This is a genomic window from Microbaculum marinisediminis, assembly GCF_025397915.1.
GTDB classification, from domain to species: Bacteria; Pseudomonadota; Alphaproteobacteria; order Rhizobiales; family Tepidamorphaceae; genus Microbaculum; species Microbaculum marinisediminis.
On sequence record NZ_JALIDZ010000003.1, the window covers coordinates 38848 to 60789 of the forward strand.

Here is a 21942-nt window from a genome sequence, read left to right on the forward strand (position 1 = left end):
CGGGCGGACGGGAGATTTGCAGGGTGCCGAGTCTATTTCGTTTCCTGGTGACGATCGGCTTCCTTGTCGGGATTGTCTACGCGACGATGTTCGCGCTGGTCACGTTCGTCGATCCCGAGCCGCGCGAGATTTCGGTGCGGGTTCCCGCCGACCGGTTGCAGCCCTAGAGGGCCGGCGATGGCCGCGGCCCGTCCTTCGGATCGTTCCCGCACGAGCTCTGGCACCGGCTCTGGCGTCGGCTCCGGCGCCGTCGTCGAGGCTTTCCTGGAAATGATCGCCGCCGAACGGCTCGCCTCGCAGAACACCCTCGATGCCTATCGCCGGGACCTGGAGGACTTCGCCGGTTTCGCCGGCGAACGCCGCGCGCGGGTCGATGCGGCCGATGACCGGCTCGTGCGCGCCTATCTCGGCGACCTGGAGGCGCGCGGCTTCGCCGCCACATCGCAGCAGCGGCGCCTGTCGGCGCTGCGCCAGTTCTATCGCTTCCTGGTCGAGAGTGGGCATCGCGAGGACGATCCGACCCGAACGCTCGACAGCCCGAAGCGCGGCCGGCCGCTGCCCAAGATTCTGAGCCAGGACCAGGTGACGGCGCTGCTCGAGCGGGCGGCGAGCGAAGCCTGCGACGGGGAGGCCTCGAAATCCAAGCGGCTGCGCGCGGCGCGCATGCGATGCATGCTGGAGCTGCTCTACGCGACGGGCCTGCGCGTCTCCGAACTGACGGGCCTGCCGGCCTCGGCGGGACGCGGCGACCGGCCCGTGCTGGCGGTGATCGGCAAGGGCGGGCGCGAGCGGCTGGTGCCGCTGACGGATGCGGCCCGCGAGGCGCTCGCGGACTGGGACGCGGCGAAAAGGGATGCCGGATTGACCGGACGCTGGCTGTTTCCCGCCGATTCCGACACGGGCCATCTGACGCGGCAGGCCTTCGGCCGCGATCTCAAGGGGCTGGCGGCGCGTGCCGGCTTGCCGTCGGCGAAGGTTTCGCCGCACGTCCTGCGCCACGCCTTCGCCAGCCACCTGCTGGAAAACGGCGCCGATCTGCGCGTCGTGCAGCAGCTTCTCGGTCACGCCGACATCTCGACGACGCAGATTTATACCCACGTGCTGGAAGAACGCCTGAAACGCGTGATGTCGGACCATCACCCACTGGCCGACCGGGGTGGCCGGGCGCGCTGACGGGCCGGGTGGGGGTGCGTCAGGCGCACGCTTGACACGGCATACGCGGAAAGCCAGTTTCCGTCGGCCCCGATGGGCAGGTAAAGAGAACCCATGAAAGTCTATCTGGATTTCGAAAAACCGGTCGCCGACCTGGAAGGCAAGCTTGCCGAGCTGCGTGCCATAGAGGAAGGCGAGGGCGGCGTCGGCATCGCCGACGAGATCGCCCGCCTGCAGACCAAGGCCGACCAGGCGCTGCGCGAGATTTACGGCAAGCTGACGCCCTGGCAGAAGACCCAGGTCGCGCGCCATCCCGGGCGGCCGCATACGCTCGACTATATCGGGCGGCTGATCGAGGACTTCACGCCGCTTGCCGGGGATCGCCAGTACGGCGAGGACGAAGCGCTTATCGGCGGTCTCGGGCGTTTCCGCGGCCAGTCGGTGATGGTGATGGGCCATGAGAAGGGCTCGGACACCGAGAGCAGGCTGAAGCACAATTTCGGCATGGCCCGTCCCGAAGGTTATCGCAAGGCGGTGCGGCTGATGGAAATGGCCGACCGGTTCGACGTTCCGGTGATCGCCTTCATCGATACCGCCGGTGCCTATCCCGGCGTCGGCGCCGAAGAGCGCGGCCAGGCAGAGGCGATCGCGCGGGGAATCGACGCCTGCCTCACGCTCGGCACGCCGAACGTCTCGGTGGTCATCGGCGAGGGCGGGTCCGGCGGCGCGGTCGCGATCGCCGTGACCAACCAGGTGCTGATGCTGGAGCATTCGATCTACACCGTGGCCTCGCCGGAGGCTTCGGCGTCGATTCTGTGGCGGGATTCTTCACGCGCGGCCGACGCGGCGACGGCGATGAAGGTCACGGCGACGGATCTGAAGCGTTTCAACATTATCGACACGATAATTTCCGAACCCGTCGGAGGAGCGCATCGCCAGCCCGAAGAAGCTATCGAATCAGCTGGTCGGGCCATCGAATCGGCTTTGAAGGACTTCGCAGGGCTCGATTCCGATGAAATTCGGCGTAGACGCCGCGAAAAGTTCATCGCGATGGGCCGGACTCTTTAACCACAGTCGAACCGCGATCGGTGCACTGCCATCGTTTCGCCGCTAAATTACGGTTGCGATAGCCGGGTCCGTCGGCGCAAAATCGTTGACGTCGGTTCAGGCGGTAAACGAAGTCTTAACGCTATCGGCCCAAATTGAGCGGTACGGTAGTCTCTGTGTACGGATTTTCGGACCACCACATGATCACGCTTCGCCATTCCCGCATAGCGCTTGTTTCCCTCTCGCTCCTGGCCGTCGGCGGCTGCATGGACGAGCAGTTGGGCGGCGCCAAGCATCTGCAGCCGCTCAGCTACGCCACCTTGCAAGAGCTCGAAGACAAGGGCATGCGCAAGGAAGACCCCCTCGTCGTGCGGATCTACAAGGAAGAAAGCACGCTGGAGGTCTGGAAGCCGGGCAAGGACGGCCGCTTCGCCCTGTTCAAGACCTACGACATCTGCAAATGGTCCGGTGAGCTCGGCCCGAAGCGAAAAGAAGGCGACCGGCAGGCGCCGGAGGGCTTCTATACGGTCGCGCCGGGGCAGATGAACCCGAATTCCAGCTATTATCTGTCGTTCAACATCGGTTATCCCAATGCCTATGACAAGGCGCTGGGGCGTACCGGCACGCACCTGATGGTGCACGGCGCCTGCTCGTCGGCGGGCTGCTACGCGATGACCGACGAGACGATCGCCGAGGTCTACGCGCTTGCCCGCGATTCCTTCCGGGGCGGCCAGCGCGAATTCCAGGTGCAGGCCTATCCTTTCCGCATGACGCCGGCCAACATGGCGCGCCATGCCGGCAATCCCAACATGCCGTTCTGGAAGACGCTCAAGGAAGGCAGCGACCACTTCGAGGTCACCGGCGTTCCGCCCAAGGTCGGCGTTTGCGGGAGCGACTACGTGTTCAACGCCAAGCCGGCCAATCCGAACCAGAAGCTGATCGCCAACGCCCGCTGCCCGCAGCTCGACGTGCCCGACACCATCGAGGTCGCCGTCGCCGCGAAGAAGATGCGTGACGAAACCGCCTTCCAGGTGGCGCTTGCCGAACTCAAGATGCAGGAGCAGCAGTCGTCGGCGCGCTCCAACGTCATCATGACCGCTTCGCTCGAGGAGCAGGGCGACGCGGCGAACACGTCCGACGCCAAGGCCGACGAAGTGCTCGGCAAGCAGGTCGCCGAGGCCGAGACGCCTGCCGAAACGAAACCGGCCGAGTCCGACTTCGCCTTGACCGGAAACCCGGCGCTGGCCGATGCCGACGCCGGCAACGGTTCCTCCGTCGCCACCGCCTTCTCGGGCGTCTGGGGCAAGCTGGTGGGGATCACCGGCGGGCTGCGCAGCCTCGGCAACGTCAAAGGCAACGAGGCGGCTGCCGAACCGGATCCGGATGCGGATCCGATCACCACGGGCACCGTGCCGACGCCGGCGAAGGCGGCGGACGACAAGAGCGCGTCGATCGATAGCGGGCTCGAGGACGGGTTGCCGCGCCTGACGCCGGCAACCGCATTCGTGCCGATCCTCGTCAACGAGAACCCGTTCGCCGTGTTCGACTATTTCGAGGAGGTCGACGGCGTATCGGTACCGGCCGACCTTGCATCGCACGAGCGGACGAAGGCCCCGCGCCGCTAAGGACGCGGTTTCCAGGATTCAGCCAGGACGCCCGGGGTTTGCCCCGGGCGTTTTCATTTGCCGCCGGCCCTTCAGAACGGCCAGACGATCATGATCGTCGGGATCGCCACGGCGATGACGATGATCTCCAGCGGCAGGCCCATGCGCCAGTAGTCGCCGAAGGCATAGCCGCCCGGCCCGAGGATCAGCGTATTGTTCTTGTGGCCGATCGGCGTGAGGAATGCGCAGGACGCGGCGACCGCGACCGCCATCAGGAACGGATCGGGGCTCGTCCCCAGGCTGTTGGCGATGTCGACGGCGACGGGGGCGGCGATGACGGCCGTCGCGGTGTTGTTGAGCACGTCGGACAGCGTCATCGTTACCACCATCAACAGGGTGAGCACGACCCAGGGCGGCGTACCGGCGGCGATCGTCACCAGGCTTTGGGCGATCAGTTGCGTGCCGCCGGCATTCTCCAGCGCGATGCCAAGCGGGATCATCGAGCCGAGCAGGACCACCACCGGCCATTCGATATCCTCGTAGACTTCACGCAGCGGAATGATGTCGGTGAGCACGTAGACCACCACCACGGCGGCGAGCGCGACCGGCAGATAGACGACGCCGAAGCTGGCCGCGGCGACGGCCAGGCCGAAGATGCCGGCGGCAAGCCCGGCGCGGCCATGTTGCGTCACCTGCAGGCCGCGCTTGGCCAGCGGCAGGGCGCCGATGCGCATCGACGCGTCCTCGATGCGCTCGACGGGGCCTAGAAGCAACAGGATGTCGCCGGCCTCGATGGGTAGCCGCCGGACCCGTTCGCGGAAGCGCTTGCCGCGCCGCGAGATGCCCAGCAGGGTGACGCCGTATCGGCTCAGCAGGCGCACGTCGTCGGAGGAGCGGCCGACGATGCGGGCGTCCTGCGGCACCACGACCTCGATGACCTCCAGATCGGCACCGGCCGCCTGGCGATGTTTTTCCTCGCCGATGAAGCCGAGCTTGAGGGCGCCGACGAAGGCGTCGATGGCGCTAGGTGTGGCGTCGACGACGAGAAGGTCGCCGGACTGGATCTCCTCGCGCCGGGCTCCGCCGGGCAGGCGGGTGCCGCGCCGGACGAGGCCCACGACCGAGACTTCGTGCTCCTCGGCGACTTCGTCCAGGTCCGCGACCTTCTGGCCGACGGCGGTCGACTTCTCGCCTACGACCAGCTCGGCGATATAGCCGTGGATGTCGCGCAGTTCGGCGCCGGTGTTGCGCTCGGTCGCAGATTTCGGGATCAGTCGCCAGCCGATCGTGGCGACGAAGGCGACGCCGACCACGGCGCAGGCCAGCCCGACCGGCGCGAAATCGAACATGTGATAGCTCTCGCCGAGCGTGCGTTCGCGGAACGAGGCGATGATGATGTTGGGCGGCGTACCGATCAGGGTGACGAGGCCGCCGAGGATCGTGGCGAACGACAGCGGCATCAGCGTGATCGCCGGGCTGCGGCCGGCCTTGACGGCGGCCTGGATGTCCACCGGCATTAGCAGCGCCAGCGCGGCGACATTGTTCATGAAGGCCGACAATGCCGCGCCGATGCCTGCTAGCTTGACGATGTGGCTGCCGACGCTCTTGCCGCCGTCGGCGATGACGCGCATGACGATCTCGATGGCGCCGGAGTTCACCAGTCCGCGCGAGACGACGAGCACCAACGCGACGATGATGGTCGCCGGGTGGCCGAAGCCGGCGAAGGCGTCCTCCTTGGGCACGACGCCGACGACAATGGCGATCAGCAGCGCCGAAAACGCGATGACGTCGTAACGGAAACGTCCCCACAGCATCATCGCGAAAACGCCGGCGAACAGGGCGAACAGGAAAGTCTGGTCGAAATTCATGAAAGGCCTGAGTAACAGTGCGGGTCTTGAGCGACTCAATGTGTAGCGGCACCGAACCGTTCCCGCGACCCCCTTACGGATCCGGCGGTGGGGCGAAGACCGTCAGTGCGGCGCGATCGACACCGAATTCGGCAGGCGACTCGGTGGTCACCTCGCCGTCGGTATTGATCGGCAGGGGCTGCGTGCTGGCGATGCGCACGCGCGCTCCGCGCAGCGAGACGACGTCGTCGCGCTCGAGGTGCCTGCCGGCCCTGAGGGCGGGCGCGAGGGCCAGCAGCTCCAGGACCGTCGCTGCCTTGATCGCGTAGACGTCGAGCAGGCCGTCGTCGATTGCCGCATCCTCGGCGATGCGCATGCCGCCGCCGTAGAAGACGCCGTTGCCGACGGCGATTTGGTAAGTGTCGACCACGACCGACTCGTCGTCGCATTCGATCTCGGCGCGAAACCGATTCGCCTCGCCGAGCACCTCGATAGTCGTCAGGAGGTAGCTGAACGCCCGCCATTGCTGCTTGCGGCCGGTATCCTGGCGCCGGGCGATATCGACCGACAGGCCGATCGAGGCGACGTTCAGGAACGGCTTTGCGTTGACGCGACCGACATCGATATCGCGGCTGTGGCCGGCGATGATGATGTCGGCGGCGGCTTGCGGGTCGGCGGGAATGCCGAGGGTCTGGGCGAGGTCGTTGGCGGTGCCGACGGGCAGCAGGCCGACGGGCTTGCCGGCGTGGATGAGGGCTTCGGCGGCGGCATTCACCGTGCCGTCGCCGCCGGCGACGACGATGGCGTCGCACCCCGGCGCTTCCTGTTCGATCAGGGCCGGAATGTCGTTTGCGTCGTCGGGCTGCCGCAGATCGAGATCGAAGCCGGCCGCAGCCAGCGTTCCCACCGCCGGCCCGAGCGCGACATCGGCGCGGGACGCGCCCGGGTTGGCGACGATCAGCAGGCGGTTAGGCATGGCACGGTCCGTCCGAGTGTTCCGACCCTACCGGAAACGCCAACGGACCGCCGCAGGTTCCGCGAGACCTATGCGAGCTTGCCGTGGCAGTGCTTGTACTTCTTGCCGGATCCGCACGGGCAAGGCTCGTTGCGGCCGACCTTGCCCCAGGTCGCGGGATCGGAGGCATCGCGCTCGGGCTTGCGGGCGACGGCCGCGGACGATGCCAGAGCGGGGGCCGCGCCGCCGTGCGAATAGGCGTATTCGGCATCCGCCAGCGCCATCTCGTCCTCGCCGGTGGCCGGGTCGAGGTGGTGGGCCTCCATGACGGGAAGCGGCTCGGGCTCGGGCGCCTCGCGGACGAGCTCGACGCGCATCAGCTGGCTGGTGACGGCCTCGCGCAGACGGTCGATCATCGACTCGAACAGCTCGAAGGCCTCGGTCTTGTACTCGTTGAGCGGATCACGCTGGGCATAGCCGCGGAAGCCGATCACCTGGCGCAGGTGGTCGAGCGTGATCAGGTGCTCGCGCCAGAGATGGTCGAGCGTCTGCAGCAGTACCGCCTTCTCGATCTGGCGCATGACGGTCGGCGAGAAATCGGCGACCTTTCGCGCGAAGCGCTCGTCGGCGGCCTTGATCAGCCGCTCGGTGATCTCCTCGTCGGCGATGCCCTCTTCCTTGGCCCATTCGTCGACGGGCAGGTCGAGGTTGAGCACCTCCTGCACCTTCGCCTTGAGGCCTGCGGTGTCCCACTGCTCGGCATAGGCCTTCGGCGGGATATGCTTGGAGACCAGTTCCTCGACGACCTGATGGCGCATGTCGGCGACGGTCTCGGCGATGTCCTCGCCGGACATCATCTCGATGCGCTGCTCGAAGATCACCTTGCGCTGATCGTTCATCACGTTGTCGAACTTCAGCAGGTTCTTGCGGATGTCGAAGTTGCGCGCCTCGACCTTCGACTGCGCCTTCTCCAGCGCCTTGTTGATCCAGGGATGGACGATGGCCTCGCCCTCCTGCAGGCCGAGCTTCTGCAGCATGCCGTCCATGCGGTCGGAGCCGAAGATGCGCATCAGGTCGTCCTGCAGCGACAGGAAGAACTTGGAGTGGCCGGGGTCGCCCTGGCGACCGGAGCGGCCGCGAAGCTGGTTGTCGATGCGCCGGCTTTCGTGGCGTTCGGTTGCGAGCACGAAGAGGCCGCCGGCGTCCTTGGCCTTCGCCTTCAGTGTCTCGATCTCGTCGTGAATCCGCTTGATGGCGGCCTCGCGCTCGGGGCCGTCTTCGATGCCTTCAAGCTCGTGGCGGATGCGCATGTCGGCGTTGCCGCCGAGCTGGATATCGGTGCCGCGGCCGGCCATGTTGGTGGCTATGGTGATGGCGCCGGGCACGCCGGCCTGGGCGATGATGTAGGCTTCCTGCTCGTGGTAGCGGGCGTTAAGGACGGCGAAGACCTTCTCCTGCGCGGTGCCCTGGTCGCCGTCATAAAGCGGCTGGAAGGCGTCCGGATCGGTGAAGTCCTTCTGGCGGTAGCCGTTCGCCTTCAACACTTCGGCCAGCTGCTCGGAGCGCTCGATCGAGGTGGTGCCGACCAGGACCGGCTGGCCGCGCTTCTTGCAATCGGCGATCAGCTCGAGGATGGCGTCGTATTTTTCCTTGGCGGTGCGGTAGACCTCGTCGTCGTCGTCGATACGGGCGACCGGTACGTTGGTCGGGATCTCGATGACCTCGAGACCGTAGATGTCCATGAATTCGTCAGCCTCGGTCGCCGCGGTGCCGGTCATGCCGGCAAGCTTCCCGTAAAGGCGGAAATAGTTCTGGAAGGTGATCGAGGCCAGCGTGACGTTCTCGGGCTGGATCTGCACGTGCTCCTTGGCCTCGAGCGCCTGGTGCAGGCCTTCCGAATAGCGCCGGCCTTCCATCATGCGGCCGGTGAATTCGTCGATGATGACGACCTGGCGATTCTTGACGATGTAGTCCTTGTCGCGCTGGAACAGCTTGTGGGCACGGACCGCCTGGTTGACGTGGTGGACCAGCGTGACGTTCTCGACGTCGTAGAGCGAGCCTTCCTTCAGCAGGCCCACTTCCTTCAGCTTCTCCTCGATGAACTCGGTGCCGACCTCGGTGAGGGTGGCGGAGCGCTGCTTCTCGTCGACTTCGAAATGCTCCGGCGACAGGGAGGGTATCAGCGTGTCGATCTGGGTGTAGAGATCGGAGCGGTCCTCGACGGGACCGGAGATGATCAGCGGCGTGCGCGCTTCGTCGATCAGGATCGAGTCGACCTCGTCGACGATCGCGAAATGATGTCCGCGCTGGACCATCTGGTTCAGCTCGTACTTCATGTTGTCGCGCAGGTAGTCGAAGCCGAGCTCGTTGTTGGTGGCGTAGGTGACGTCGCAGGCGTATTGGCGATGTCGCTCCTCGTCGTCGATGCCGTGGACGATACAGCCCACGGTCAGGCCGAGGAAACGGTAGATCTGGCCCATCCACTCGGCGTCGCGGCTGGCGAGGTAGTCGTTGACGGTAACGACGTGGACACCACGTTCGCTCAACGCGTTCAGGTAGACGGGCAGGGTGGCGACAAGGGTCTTGCCCTCGCCGGTCTTCATTTCGGCGATGTTGCCCTCGTGCAGGACCATGCCGCCGATAAGCTGCACATCGAAATGGCGCTGGCCGAGCGTGCGTTTGGCCGCCTCCCGGACGGTGGCGAAGGCGGGTTCGAGCAGATCATCGACGGTGGCGCCGTTGGCGAGTTGCTCGCGGAAGGCCGCGGTGCGGGCGCGCAGCTCCTCGTCGGAGAGCTTCTCGATCTCCGGTTCGAGGGCGTTGATCTTGTCGACGCGGGATTGGTAGGACTTGACCTTCCGGTCGTTGGCGGAGCCGAAAAACTTGCTGGCGAAATTGCCGAGGCCGATCATGAGTGCCGTCTCTCCGGCGCCTCGCCTGGAACGGTTGGCGCCTCTTGGGAATGTGATCGCCACTGGGGCGGTCGGTCGAAACATGGCCGGTCCAGCGGGGCCGGTCGGGTGGGCCGGACTCGACCCCAGAAATGCGACCGTATCATTAAGGGTCGGGCGCATTTGTGGCCGAGTGGACAACGTTCGGTGAGATAAGAGTCGGATTTCTCCTTGTCAACGCGGCCGGTTTGGGCAAGCTTGGCGCCGGCATCCAAATGGTCGCGCGCGCCGCTCATCGGGGCGGCCGGCGCGGCGGCGATCTTAGGGATGAAAAGCCGTGGCGATGCGCGCCCGGCAGACCGACACCAGCAAGACGGAAAACCCGGCTCATGACGATTTCTATCCCCTCGTCGCTCACGCGCATGTGCGTGGCCGCCACGCTCGCCGCCGGACTGGCGATGACCCTTCCGGTGCCCCTTTCGGCGCAGGATAACCAGGAAAACGACGTCGTCGCTCGCGTCAACGGCAAGGACATCACCAAAGACGACCTGAAAATGGCCCTCGAAGACATCCGCGAGTCCATGCCGCAGATGTCCAAGGCCCAGCGTCGCGACTATCTGGTGAGCTATCTGACGGATCTGGAGCTCGTATCGGAGGCTGCCCGCAAAGCGGGGCTAGCCGACGAGGAGGAGGTCAAGCAGCGCCTCGACTACCTGGTCAAACGGGCGTTGATGGAAATGTACCTCAGCCGCGAAGCCGAGAAGGTCGCCACGCCCGAGGAGGCGCAGAAGCTCTACGATCAGGTGATCGCCGACATTCCGGCGGAGGACCGCGTGCGCGCCCGCCATATCCTGGTCGAGACCGAGGACGAGGCCAAGGAAATCAAGGCGGAGATCGATGCGGGCAAGGATTTCGCCGAAATCGCCGCGGAAAAGTCGAAGGATCCTGGTTCCGGGGCCGAGGGTGGGGATCTCGGCTGGTTCACCAAGGAACAGATGGTTCCCGAATTCGCCGAAGCCGCCTTCGCGCTCGGCATCGGCGACGTGTCCGAGCCGGTGAAGTCGGATTTCGGCTGGCACATCATCAAGGTCGAGGAAAAGCGCGACAAGCCGGGTTTCGACGAGGTCGAGGACCAGCTTTACGAGATGCTGGTGCGGCAGAAGCAGCGCGACATCATCATGGGCTTGCGTGATGAGGGCACGGTCGAGCGCCTCGACAAGCCGGCCGATGACGAGCAGCCGTCCGCGGACGACGCGGACGAAGGCGAACCGGCCGCCGCCGAAGAGAAGACGTCGGAATAGCGCGAGCTGGGTCGAGGACGTTCCATGGCGCATGAAGTCTCGCCGCTGAAGCCGGCCGAAATTCCGAGTCTGCCCCCCGTCGACGGCGTCCGCATGGCGGTCGCCGAAGCCGGCATCAAGTACAAGGGGCGCAAGGACGTGCTGTTGATGGTGTTCGATCCGGGCACCACGGTCGCCGGCGTTCTAACCCGTTCGAAATGCCCGTCCGCCCCGGTCGAATGGTGCCGGGACAAGCTGTCGGGCGGCGAGGCGCGGGCGCTGGTCGTCAATTCCGGCAATGCCAACGCCTTCACCGGAATGAAGGGGCGGGATGCGGTCGCCACGACGGCGAGGGTCGCTGCCGAGGCGGTTGGCTGCGAGGTCGCAGAGGTGTTTCTGGCTTCGACCGGCGTGATCGGCGAACCGCTCGATCCGGCGCCGTTCGAGACGGTGCTGGGCGGGCTTGCGAAACAGGCGAAGCCGGATGGCTTCGCCGACGCGGCCAGCGCCATCATGACCACCGACACGTTTCCCAAACGCGCCACGGCAAAGGTCGACATCGACGGCACGGAGGTGACGATCTGCGGCATCGCCAAGGGCGCCGGCATGATCGCGCCCGACATGGCGACCATGCTCGGCTTCATCGTCACCGACGCGCCGATCGCCGCGCCGGCGCTGCACAAGCTGCTGAAACGCCTGACCCGCGACAGTTTCAACGCCATTACCGTCGACGGCGATACCTCGACCAGCGATACGGTGTTGCTGTTTGCCACCGGCAAGGCCGCCGAGCGCGGCGCGCCGCTTATCGACGATGCCAAGGACAAGCGGCTGAAAGCCTTCCGCAGGGCGCTCGGCACGGTGATGGGCGAGCTCGCCCGGATGGTCGCGCGCGACGGCGAGGGGGCGACGAAGTTCGTCACCGTCGAGGTCGGGGGCGCGAAATCGAAGAAATCGGCGAAGCGGATCGCCATGGCGATCGCCAATTCGCCACTGGTCAAGACGGCCGTCGCCGGCGAGGACGCCAATTGGGGCCGCGTCGTCATGGCGGTCGGCAAGGCGGGCGAGCCGGCCGAGCGGGACCGTCTGGCGATATGGTTCGGAGATATCCGTGTGGCCGTCGACGGGGAGCGAGACCCCGAGTACAGCGAAAAGACCGTGTCGGCCTACATGAAGACACCGGAGATCGTGATCCGTGTCGATCTGGGTATCGGCGACGGCAAGGCGCGGGTTTGGACCTGCGACCTCACTCACGGATATATCGCGGTCAACGCCGATTACCGGAGCTGACGGGTTAACCATGCCGACAGCCGGGCGCCCGCTCGTTCTGGTCGCTGCCGTCGCCTTGGTCGATGTCGACGGGCGGGTACTGATCGCCCGTCGTCCGATGGGTAAGCCCATGGAAGGACTATGGGAATTCCCTGGCGGCAAGGTCGAGCCCGGCGAAACGCCTGAGGACGCGCTCACGCGTGAACTCGAGGAAGAGCTCGGAATCACGGTTCACGACTCCTGCCTCGCCCCCCTGACCTTTGCGAGCCACGGTTACGAAAGCTTTCATCTTTTAATGCCACTTTTCGTTTGCCGGCGCTGGAAGGGCGATGTCCGGCCCCTGGAAGGCCAGGAACTCGCCTGGGTGCGGCCTCTGCGCCTCGGCGACTATCCGATGCCGCCCGCGGACCTGCCTCTGGTGCCGATGTTGCGCGATCTTTTGTAGGTCGGCGCGGATCAAAGGGGGCGGACCAAAGAGATTGCGAGGACCGGACAATGATTCCGTCGCGAGTTCGAAATCCCGTGAAACGTTTCTTTGCCGATGAGCGTGGCACGTCGGCAATCGAGTATGGCCTGATTGCCGCCGGAATCTTTGTTGCGATTACGGCCATCGTATTCGAGTTCGGCGGAACGCTGACTTCCAACTACCAGGCCGTCAACGACAGCATCAAATAGCGCCGCGCAGCGGATCAGCCTCGATCCGGATCTTCCCGCGTGCCGGCGCGCTCTCCCGCCGAATGCTCTTTGGTGCCCAGCGCATCGGCCAGGCGCATGCGCGCGCTGCCCGGCATCAGCGGTTTTTGCTGGCTCTCGTCGGGCGCCCAGCCCAACAGATAGATGAACTCGAACGTGGCGCGCAGGCGTCTGTCGGGATCAGCATTGCGCTCGGCGTAGAGTTCCATGGCTCTTACCAGGACGTCGCGGCGCATCGGCGTCCGCGCGCGGTCGGTGAGCGCGTTCGACCAGCCCATGTGCTTCAGGTCGCGCAACAGCGCGAAGGGCTCGCCGTAGCGCACCGTCAGCGTGTCGGCGTCGACGACGGGCAAGGCGAAGCCCGCCCGTTGCAGCAGTGCGCCGGCATCGCGGATCTCCACGAACGGAGCGACCCGCGGCGAAATCCCGCCAAGGATCTCCGTCTCGGCGGCGATGAAGGCCTCACGCAGCTCCTTCAGCGATTCTCCGCCGATGATCGCGGCCATGAACAGGCCGTCGGGTCTCAGCGCGCGGCGGATCTGGATCAGCGTCCCGGGCAGGTCGTTGACCCATTGCAGCGTCAGTGACGACAGCACGAGATCGAGGCTTTCGTCGCGAATCGGCAGTGCCTCCTCGTCCAGGGCGAGCCTGGGCGCCGATAGTCTGGATAACAGCGGCCGGCAACCCTCGGCGCTGATCAGCGTGCCGATCTTGCCGGTGGCGAGCGCGGCGCGGCCGAGCTGCCCGTCATGGGCGCCGAGATCGAGGGCGAGGGGAAAGTCCCGCGCGATCGGCAGCAGGCGGGAGGCGAGCCCGTCGGCGGCCTCGGCCAGCAGAAAATCGGCTTCCGCAAGGGTTTCGGCGGCACGGGCGCGGTTGCGGGCGAGCGCGGCCCGGTCGAACAATGTCAGCCCGTCGGTCACGGGAAAGCATCCTAGTTTCGATCTTCATGGCAGATATGACGCGTGGTGGGCCAATGGTCAAAGGCGCTTGACGGATCCCCATCGGCGACCGACGCTTGCCGTCAAGGCAAGTTGGCTGGTCATGAGCGTCGAGGTCGAAGGAGCGATCGCGAAGCGGATCCGCTCCGGCTTCGTGAACACTATCGCCGTGGCCCTGGAGGGCGCCGGCAGGCGTGTTGTCGACCTGGTCCTGCCGCCGCGCTGCGCTGCCTGCGGCGGCGCCGTGACAGCGCCGGGCCTGTGCGGGCCGTGCTGGGCCAAGGTCGATTTCGTCGCGCCACCCTTCTGCCAGACGCTCGGCACACCGTTCCCCTACGATTCCGGCGAGCCGCTCGTCAGCCCGGCGGCAATCTCCGATCCGCCGGATTACGACCGCGCCCGCACCGTTGCCCGCTACGATGGTCCCGCGCGGGCGCTCGTTCATGCGTTGAAATTCAAAGATCGGCTGGAGATGGCCGATGTCATGGCGATGCAGATGATCCGCGCCGGCGCCGCGCTGATCGGCGATTGCGATGTGGTCGTGCCGGTGCCGCTGCATCGCCGCCGCCTGTTTTCGCGCCGCTTCAACCAGTCCGCCCTTCTCGCCGAACCGATCGCGCGGCGAACCGGCCGCGACTACGCGCCGACGGCGATCTCGCGGGTCAAGGGGACGCGCCGCCAGATCGGCCTTTCGGCGTCCGAGCGGCGGAGAAACGTCTCGGGCGCCTTCAAGGTGATGCCCGAAGACCGACCGCTTGTGGAGGGGCGCCGGGTGCTGATCGTCGACGACGTCATGACGACGGGGGCGACGGTGGACGCCTGCGCCCGTGTCTGCCGGCGTGCGGGGGCCGTGAGCGTCGACGTGCTCACCTTCGCCAGGGTTGTTGCCCCGATTTGAGCCGCCATATATTCCGTGCCCGGCATATGTCCGGTGCCGTTCTGATCGGGATTGCTTCAATGGCCAAAGTCATCATCTACACCACTCCGTTTTGCCCCTATTGCTTCACCGCGAAGCGGCTCCTGAAGGCGAAGAACGTCGAATTCGAGGAGATTGACGTCAGCCGCACTCCCGCGCTGCGCACCGAAATGATGCAGAAATCCGGCCGCCATACGGTGCCTCAGGTGTTCATAAACGGGGTGTCGGTGGGTGGATCCGACGACATCCACGCCCTTGACCGCGAGGGCAAGCTGGACGAGATGCTGGCGGCGTGACGCCATCAACGATCCGTTAACCATGATCCGACGTGCCGCCGATAGGCAGTTTCGGTTAAGATGGCCCGGTTAGATTGTTCGAAGGTGACGAAATGACCGCGAAGATGGCCGGTTCCCGGAAATTCACGGCAGCCTGCGTCCAGATGCAGGGGACGCGGTCGGTCGACCGCAACATCGAGGCGGCCGTCGCCTTGATCCGGGACGCGGCCAAGCGCGGCGCCGATTACGTGCAGACGCCGGAACAGACGGCGATCATGGAGCTCAAACGGGCGAAACTGTTCGAAGCCATCACCGACGAGGAGAACGACAAGGCCCTTGCCGCCTTCCGCAAGTTGGCCGCCGAGCTCGGTATCTGGCTGCATGTCGGTTCGCTCGCCATCCGCGTCTCCGAGACCCAGGCAGCCAACCGCGCCTTCGTCATCGATCCGCAGGGCGCGATCGCGGCTCGCTACGACAAGATCCACATGTTCGACGTCGATCTGCCCAACGGCGAGACCTACCGCGAATCGGCGACTTACCGTCCGGGTACGGCGGCGGTCGTCGCGGATCTGCCTTGGGCCCGGCTCGGCCTGTCGATCTGCTATGACATCCGCTTTCCCTATCTCTACCGGGCGCTTGCCAAGGCGGGCGCGACGGTGCTGTCGGCGCCTGCCGCCTTCACCAAGGTGACCGGCGAGGCGCATTGGCACCTGTTGCAGCGGGCGCGGGCCGTGGAAAACGGCGCATTCCTGATTTCCGCCGCGCAGGGCGGCATGCACGAGAACGGGCGGGCGACCTACGGTCACAGCCTGATCGTGGCGCCGTGGGGCGAAGTGCTCGCGGAAGCGGGAACGGAGCCGGAAGTGATCGTCGCCGAGATCGATCTGGCGAAGGTCGAGGAAGCGCGCGGGCGGGTGCCCTCGCTGACGCACGACCGGACGTTTCAGCCGCCGGTCGAAACGCAGGAACGGCGCGCATCATGATTCGCTATTCCCTGACCTGCGAGCAGGACCACGCGTTCGAGGGCTGGTTCAAGGATTCGGCCAGCTTCGACAAGCAGGTGAAGGCCAAGGCCGTCGCCTGCCCGGCCTGCGGCTCGACGACGGTTTCCAAGGCACTGATGGCGCCGGCGGTAACGGGAACCAAGAAAAAGGGCGCCCAGGCCCCGGCCGAGGCCGTGCCGGTGGCCACGCCCGATCCGCGCCACGCGGAACTGATCGATACCCTGCGGCAACTGAAGAAGCACGTGGTGGAAAATTCCGAGTATGTCGGCGAGCGTTTCGCCGAGGAAGCGCGCAAGATCCACTACGAGGAAGCCGACAAGCGCTCGATCTATGGCGAGGCGAGCCTTGAGGACGCCAAGTCGCTGATCGATGAGGGGGTCGAACTGCATCCGCTGCCGATCCTGCCCGAAGACAAGAACTGAGCGGGCAGGTCGCGCTCAGGCCTTTTCGGCCACCAGCATGTAGTTGACGTCGAGATCGCGGGCGCTGCGGCGCCATTCGTCGGTCAGCGGCGAATAGACCGCGCCGGCGCGGTCGAGCACCGACATTCCGTGGTGGCCAAGCGCCTCTTCCAGTTCTTGCGGCGTGACGAACTTGTCCCACTGGTGGGTGCCGCGCGGGACCCAGCCGAGCACGTATTCCGCCCCGACGATCGCCAGCGCGAATGCTTTCAGCGTGCGGTTGATGGTGGCGATGAACATCAGTCCGCCCGGCTTCACCATAGTCGCGCAGGCGCCAAGGAACAGGTCGATGTCGGCGACGTGCTCGACGACCTCCATGTTGAGGACGACGTCAAACGTCTCGCCCGCGTCCGCCAGCGCTTCGGCGGTGGTGGCGCGGTAGTCGATGGCCAGGCCCGATCCTTGCGCATGGACACGGGCGGTGCCGATGTTCTTCTCCGCCGGGTCGACGCCGACGACATCAGCGCCGAGCCGCGCCATCGGCTCGCAGAGCAGCCCGCCGCCGCAACCGATATCGAGAATGCGCAGGCCCTCGAAGCTCTTGTCGCTCCAGGAATCGCGGCCGAAATGCGCGGTGACATGGTCTCGGATATAGTCGAGACGGACCGGATTGAACTTGTGCAGGACGCCGAACTTGCCGGTCGGATTCCACCATTCGGCAGCAAGCGCCGAGAAATGGGCGACTTCGGCCTCGTCAATGGTGGTTGCGGTTGCTGTCTTGCGCGTGACCATGCGCTACGCCTCTCGCGACGGGGGCTTCAAGTCAAGCACAGTTTACCCGAGACGTCGCCGGAGCCGGCGTGCCGTTGCCCTTCGTCCAATGCTTCGGCCGGATTTGTGCCCGATATGCGATTGTCAAACCGCTATCCTAGTTTGAACATGCCAACGGCGAGTGGCGGGACCAATCAGGAAGAACGGGATGACGACGGACGGACCGGAAAGTGACGCGAAAAGCTGGGTCGAGGCGGAGCTGCAGGACAGCTTTGACGAAGAACTGGAGATGGAGATCGACGACGAGCGCCTGATGGGCGACCTCGACGCGATCAAGGCGCTCAGGCACAAATCCGAGATCGACCGTCGGCTCTACTTCCACGAGCTGTTTCGTCTCCAGGCCGAGCTGGTCAAGCTGCAGGACTGGATCGCCCACACCGGTTACAAGCTCGTCGTCATCTTCGAGGGGCGCGACGCTGCCGGCAAGGGCGGCGTCATCAAGCGCATCACCCAGCGGCTCAACCCGCGCGTCTGCCGGGTGGTGGCGCTGCCGGCTCCTACCGAGCGCGAAAAGACGCAGTGGTACTTCCAGCGCTACGTGCCGCATCTGCCCGCCGCCGGAGAAATGGTGCTGTTCGACCGCTCTTGGTACAACCGCGCCGGCGTCGAACGTGTGATGGGGTTCGCGACGCCGGATCAGGTCGAGGAGTTTTTCCACGACGTGCCGGAATTCGAGCGCATGCTGGTGCGGTCCGGCGTCAAGCTCATCAAGTACTGGTTCTCCATTACGGATCAGGAGCAGCAACTACGCTTCATGATGCGCATCCACGATCCGCTCAAGCAGTGGAAGCTGAGCCCGATGGACCTCCAGTCCCGGATCCGCTGGGAAGACTATACCAAGGTCAAGGAGGAGATGCTCGACAGGACGAATATCTCCGATGCGCCCTGGTGGATCGTGGAGGGAGATGACAAGAAGCGGGCGCGGCTGAACTGCATACACCACCTGTTGACCGAGGTGCCCTACGAAGACATCCCGCAAGAGCAGGTCGATCTGCCCGAGCGCGTGTTCAATCCATCCTACGAACGCAAGGTCCTGCCGGACGAGCTCTACGTGCCCGAACGTTACTAGAGCGGTTCCGCCGCTGTCGAAGCGGCCGGTTGCGCCGACGGAAGCGAACGAGTATCTAGTGCGCGGGCAAGGCCCGCCGCGCGCTTTCGTGCGTATTCTGTTTCAACGAGACCCCGTTTTCGGACCCCACCATGGCCCGTATCGTGATGAAATTCGGCGGGACTTCCGTCGCCGATATCGGCCGCATTCGCAACGTGGCGCGCCACGTGAAGCGGGAGGTCGACGCCGGCAACGAGGTCGCCGTCGTGGTTTCGGCGATGGCCGGATTCACCAATCAGCTCGTCTCCTGGACGCGGGAAGCCGCGGCGATGCACGACGCGCGAGAGTACGATTCGGTGGTCGCCGCCGGCGAGCAGATCACCAGCGGGCTGCTTGCCATCGTGCTGCAGGACATGGGCGTCTCGGCGCGCTCCTGGCTCGGCTGGCAGATTCCGATCCATACCGATTCCGCGCATGGTGCGGCGCGGATCAGGGACATTCCATCGGAGATCCTGGTCGACCGGTTCCGCCAGGGCCAGGTCGCGGTGATCGCCGGCTTCCAGGGCATCGCCCCCGACAACCGTATCGCCACGCTCGGGCGCGGCGGCTCTGATACCAGCGCGGTGGCTGTCGCCGCCGCGATCAGCGCCGACCGTTGCGACATCTACACCGACGTCGACGGCGTCTATACGACGGACCCGCGCATCGTGCCGGAGGCCAGGCGGCTCAATCGGGTCGCCTTCGAGGAAATGCTCGAAATGGCCTCTCTCGGCGCGAAGGTGCTGCAGGTCCGTTCCGTGGAACTGGCGATGGTGCACGGAGTGCGTGTTTTCGTGCGCTCCAGTTTCGATGACCCGGATGCGTCCCAGGCGGGCGCAGGCGGACTGCCTACGGGTACACTCATCTGCGACGAGGACGAGATCGTGGAAAAGCAGATCGTCACCGGAATCGCCTTCTCCAAGGACGAGGCGAAGATCACGCTAAGGCGCGTCGCCGACAAGCCGGGCGTCGCGGCAAGCGTTTTCGTGCCGCTCGCCGAGGCCAACATCAACGTCGACATGATCGTTCAGAACGTGTCCGCCGACGGTGGCCACACCGATATGACCTTCACGGTGCCGCGCGCGGATTTCGACCGGGCCGTTGAGGTGATTCGCACTGCCAGCGACGAGATCGGCTACGAGGAAGTAACCGGATCGGCCGATGTCGTGAAAGTCTCCGTCATCGGGATCGGCATGCGCAGTCATGCGGGCGTTGCGGCGCAGTGTTTCCAGGCTTTGGCCGAAAAAGGCATCAACATTCAGGCCATCACCACATCGGAGATCAAGATATCGATCCTGATCGATGCGGCCTATACCGAGCTTGCGGTGCGGACTTTGCATTCGCTATACGGTCTTAACAATCACTAACGCGACGGACTGATCCCGCCGGCTGCACTGGTCCCGTCTGGGGCTAGGTGGGTTAGAATCGTCGCACCACGCGGCGCACCAGGGAACGACCGGAATGCGGGGCTCGATCGGCGGCCCGCGCGTTATGCTTAGACGGCTCCGCGAGTTGATGGCGGAGCCGGTCAACGCGCAGGAACGGCTCGACAAGATCGTTGTGACCATCGCCTCCAACATGGTGGCGGAGGTATGCTCGGTCTATGTCCTGCGCGGCGACGCGCGCCTGGAGCTGTTCGCCACCGAAGGGCTGAAGCGCGAGGCTATCCATAAAACCAGCCTGAATCTCGGAGAAGGTCTGGTTGGCACCATCGCGGCCGAGGCCGAGCCGCTGAACCTGCCCGACGCCCAGCAGCACCCCGCGTTCGCCTATCTGCCGGAGACGGGCGAGGAGATCTACCACTCCTTCCTCGGTGTTCCGATCCTGCGCGGCGGCCAGACGCTGGGCGTCCTCGTGGTGCAGAACCGGACGCAGCGCATCTACTCGGAGGAAGAGGTCGAGGCGCTGCAGACCACGGCGATGGTTCTCGCCGAGATGATCGCCGGCGACGAATTGGATAGCCTGGTCACGCCGGGCGAAAATCTGGCACTGCGCCGTCCGCAGCATCTGACCGGCCGCGCGCTCACAGAAGGTCTCGGCCTCGGCCACGCTGTCCTGCACGAGCCGCGACTAGTCGTCACCAACCTGATCGCCGAAGACCCGCATGCGGAACTGGCGCGCCTCGAAGAGGCTCTGGGCCACGTGCGCACCTCGGTCGAGGACCTGCTGACGCGCTCCGACATCCTGCGCGCCGGCGAGCATCGCGAGGTGCTCGAAGCCTACCGCATGTTCGCCTACGACCGGGGCTGGGCCGAACGCATCCGCGAGGCCGTGACGACGGGCCTCACGGCGGAGGCGGCGGTCGAGCGCGTCCAGAACGATACACGCGCGCGGATGCTGCGCCAGACCGACCCATACCTGCGCGACCGACTGCATGATCTCGACGATCTCGCCAACCGGCTCTTGCGCCAGCTTGTCGGCTGGGACCATCTCGCCGAATTCGAGCTGCCGCGCGACGCGATCATCGTGGCGCGCAACATGGGGCCTGCCGAACTGCTCGACTACGACCGCGAGCGTCTGCGCGCGCTCGTGCTCGAGGAGGGGGCTCCGACCAGCCATGTGACGATCGTCGCCCGCGCGCTCGGCATCGCCACCGTCGGCCAGGTCGACGGCATCCTCGACCTGGTCAATTCCGGCGATCCGATCATCGTCGACGGCCTGTCGGGCGAGGTGCACGTGCGCCCGCCCGCGGACGTCGAGGCCGCCTATATCGAGAAAGTGCGATTCCGGGCACGCCGGCAGGAGCAGTACCGTCAGCTCAGGGACAAGCCGGCGGTCACCCGCGACGGCCAGACCATTGACCTCATGGTCAATGCCGGGTTGCTGGTCGACCTGCCGCACGTCAAGGAGGCGGGGGCGGCGGGAATCGGACTGTTCCGTACAGAGCTGCAGTTCATGGTCGCGGCGACATTCCCGCGGATGCGCGAACAACTCGCCCTTTATCGCGCCGTACTTGACGCCGCGAATGGCCTGACGGTCACGTTCCGCTCGCTCGATGTTGGCGGCGACAAGGTGCTTCCCTATATGCGCAGTGCGCAGGAGGAGAACCCGGCGCTCGGCTGGCGGGCGATCCGCATGGCACTCGACCGGCCGGGGCTGCTGCGCACCCAGATTCGGGCCCTGCTGCACGCCGCCGCCGGCCGCGAGCTCAGGCTCATGTTCCCGATGATCACCGAGGTCGACGAGTTCGACCGGGCCCGGGAACTGGTCGAACGCGACCGGCGCTACCTGGAGCGGCACGGCCATCCGATTCCGAACAAGATACTGCTCGGAGCGATGGTCGAGGTGCCCTCGCTGCTGTGGCAGCTGGAGGAACTCGTGGCCCGCGTCGATTTCCTGTCAGTCGGCTCGAACGATCTGCTGCAGTTTCTGTTCGCCATCGACCGGGCGAATTCACAGCTCGCCGATCGGTTCGACCCGTTGTCGCCGGCGCCTCTGCGGGCGCTGCGCAAGGTGATCGAGGTGGCGGATTCCGGCGGCGTACCGGTGACGTTGTGTGGCGAACTGGCCGGCGATCCGTTGAGTGCTATGGCGCTGCTGGGCATCGGCTACCGGTCGATCTCGATGGCGCCGGCAGCCATCGGGCCGGTCAAGTCGATGCTGATGAGCCTTGATCTCGGCGCGCTGCAGAACTGGCTGATGCCCGAACTCCACATGCCGCATGAAGGTCTGCGCAAGGAGTTGATCGCCTTCGCGCGCCAGCACGACGTGCAGATCTGACCAATGGTGATGGCCCACGAATGATAGCCCCC

Annotated in this window: 20 protein-coding genes; 15 read left to right on the top strand and 5 right to left on the bottom strand. The window is 65.6% G+C overall.

Going from position 1 to position 21942, the window contains the following annotated elements:
• Positions 1–23 precede the first annotated feature (23 nt).
• The 4 genes from MUB46_RS06335 to MUB46_RS06350 all read left to right on the top strand — a co-directional run bounded on the left by MUB46_RS06335 (position 24) and on the right by MUB46_RS06350 (position 3824).
• Complete coding sequence (locus MUB46_RS06335; protein ID WP_261615046.1) at positions 24–167, top strand: histidine kinase; 144 nt, start codon at positions 24–26, stop codon at positions 165–167.
• Between the two features lie 10 nt (positions 168–177).
• Positions 178–1173, top strand: a complete 996-nt coding sequence (locus MUB46_RS06340) for a site-specific tyrosine recombinase XerD (protein ID WP_261615047.1) — start codon at positions 178–180, stop codon at positions 1171–1173.
• 93 nt (positions 1174–1266) lie between these two features.
• Entirely contained in the window at positions 1267–2220 is a 954-nt protein-coding gene (locus MUB46_RS06345) for an acetyl-CoA carboxylase carboxyltransferase subunit alpha (protein WP_261615048.1), read from the top strand.
• A 179-nt stretch (positions 2221–2399) separates the two neighbouring features.
• Positions 2400–3824, top strand: a complete 1425-nt coding sequence (locus MUB46_RS06350) for a L,D-transpeptidase family protein (protein ID WP_261615049.1) — start codon at positions 2400–2402, stop codon at positions 3822–3824.
• Between the two features lie 71 nt (positions 3825–3895).
• On the opposite strand, the gene MUB46_RS06355 is transcribed toward MUB46_RS06350, so the two are convergent.
• The 3 genes from MUB46_RS06355 to secA all read right to left on the bottom strand — a co-directional run bounded on the left by MUB46_RS06355 (position 3896) and on the right by secA (position 9517).
• The gene (locus MUB46_RS06355) at positions 3896–5671 is read right to left on the bottom strand and encodes an SLC13 family permease (protein ID WP_261615050.1); all 1776 of its coding nucleotides are present in this window, start codon (positions 5669–5671) and stop codon (positions 3896–3898) included.
• A 73-nt stretch (positions 5672–5744) separates the two neighbouring features.
• The gene (locus tag MUB46_RS06360) at positions 5745–6626 is read right to left on the bottom strand and encodes a lipid kinase (RefSeq protein WP_261615051.1); all 882 of its coding nucleotides are present in this window, start codon (positions 6624–6626) and stop codon (positions 5745–5747) included.
• Positions 6627–6694: 68 nt separating this feature from the next.
• Positions 6695–9517, bottom strand: a complete 2823-nt coding sequence (gene secA, locus MUB46_RS06365; RefSeq protein WP_261615052.1) for a preprotein translocase subunit SecA — start codon at positions 9515–9517, stop codon at positions 6695–6697.
• A 368-nt stretch (positions 9518–9885) separates the two neighbouring features.
• Between secA and MUB46_RS06370 the strand changes: the two genes are divergently transcribed.
• The 4 genes from MUB46_RS06370 to MUB46_RS06385 are packed head-to-tail and all read left to right on the top strand — an operon-like array spanning position 9886 to position 12717.
• A complete protein-coding gene (locus tag MUB46_RS06370; RefSeq protein WP_261615053.1) occupies positions 9886–10797 on the top strand; it encodes a peptidylprolyl isomerase in 912 nt (303 codons plus the stop codon).
• A gap of 24 nt (positions 10798–10821) precedes the next feature.
• On the top strand, positions 10822–12063 hold the full coding sequence (gene argJ, locus MUB46_RS06375; RefSeq protein ID WP_261615054.1) for a bifunctional glutamate N-acetyltransferase/amino-acid acetyltransferase ArgJ: 1242 nt from the start codon (positions 10822–10824) through the stop codon (positions 12061–12063).
• Between the two features lie 10 nt (positions 12064–12073).
• Entirely contained in the window at positions 12074–12487 is a 414-nt protein-coding gene (locus MUB46_RS06380) for a (deoxy)nucleoside triphosphate pyrophosphohydrolase (RefSeq protein ID WP_261615055.1), read from the top strand.
• A 50-nt stretch (positions 12488–12537) separates the two neighbouring features.
• Positions 12538–12717: a Flp family type IVb pilin gene (locus MUB46_RS06385; protein ID WP_261615056.1), complete on the top strand. Its 180-nt coding sequence runs from the start codon at positions 12538–12540 to the stop codon at positions 12715–12717.
• Positions 12718–12731: 14 nt separating this feature from the next.
• Here MUB46_RS06385 and MUB46_RS06390 read toward each other — a convergent pair whose 3' ends face one another.
• A complete protein-coding gene (locus MUB46_RS06390; protein ID WP_261615057.1) occupies positions 12732–13658 on the bottom strand; it encodes a methyltransferase domain-containing protein in 927 nt (308 codons plus the stop codon).
• Between the two features lie 121 nt (positions 13659–13779).
• On the opposite strand from MUB46_RS06390, the gene MUB46_RS06395 reads away from it, so the two are divergent.
• The 4 genes from MUB46_RS06395 to MUB46_RS06410 all read left to right on the top strand — a co-directional run bounded on the left by MUB46_RS06395 (position 13780) and on the right by MUB46_RS06410 (position 16293).
• Complete coding sequence (locus MUB46_RS06395; protein WP_261615058.1) at positions 13780–14574, top strand: ComF family protein; 795 nt, start codon at positions 13780–13782, stop codon at positions 14572–14574.
• 59 nt (positions 14575–14633) lie between these two features.
• Complete coding sequence (gene grxC, locus MUB46_RS06400; RefSeq protein ID WP_261615059.1) at positions 14634–14888, top strand: glutaredoxin 3; 255 nt, start codon at positions 14634–14636, stop codon at positions 14886–14888.
• Positions 14889–14980: 92 nt separating this feature from the next.
• Positions 14981–15850, top strand: coding sequence for a carbon-nitrogen hydrolase family protein (locus MUB46_RS06405; RefSeq protein ID WP_261615060.1), 870 nt, complete (start codon positions 14981–14983; stop codon positions 15848–15850).
• Entirely contained in the window at positions 15847–16293 is a 447-nt protein-coding gene (locus MUB46_RS06410) for a DUF1178 family protein (protein WP_261615061.1), read from the top strand. Before MUB46_RS06405 ends, MUB46_RS06410 begins: the two co-directional genes overlap by 4 nt.
• A gap of 15 nt (positions 16294–16308) precedes the next feature.
• On the opposite strand, the gene ubiG is transcribed toward MUB46_RS06410, so the two are convergent.
• The gene (ubiG, locus tag MUB46_RS06415) at positions 16309–17064 is read right to left on the bottom strand and encodes a bifunctional 2-polyprenyl-6-hydroxyphenol methylase/3-demethylubiquinol 3-O-methyltransferase UbiG (protein WP_261615062.1); all 756 of its coding nucleotides are present in this window, start codon (positions 17062–17064) and stop codon (positions 16309–16311) included.
• A gap of 187 nt (positions 17065–17251) precedes the next feature.
• Between ubiG and ppk2 the strand changes: the two genes are divergently transcribed.
• From ppk2 to ptsP, 3 genes are all read left to right on the top strand, one after another.
• Positions 17252–18172 (top strand): polyphosphate kinase 2, encoded by a 921-nt coding sequence (gene ppk2 / locus MUB46_RS06420; protein ID WP_261615063.1) that lies wholly within the window; start codon positions 17252–17254, stop codon positions 18170–18172.
• 131 nt (positions 18173–18303) lie between these two features.
• Positions 18304–19557 carry an aspartate kinase gene (locus tag MUB46_RS06425; RefSeq protein WP_261615064.1) on the top strand — a complete coding sequence of 418 codons (1254 nt, stop codon included), beginning with the start codon at positions 18304–18306 and terminating at the stop codon, positions 19555–19557.
• Positions 19558–19651: 94 nt separating this feature from the next.
• Positions 19652–21910 (top strand): phosphoenolpyruvate--protein phosphotransferase, encoded by a 2259-nt coding sequence (gene ptsP, locus MUB46_RS06430; RefSeq protein ID WP_261615065.1) that lies wholly within the window; start codon positions 19652–19654, stop codon positions 21908–21910.
• The last annotated feature ends 32 nt before the right edge of the window (positions 21911–21942 follow it).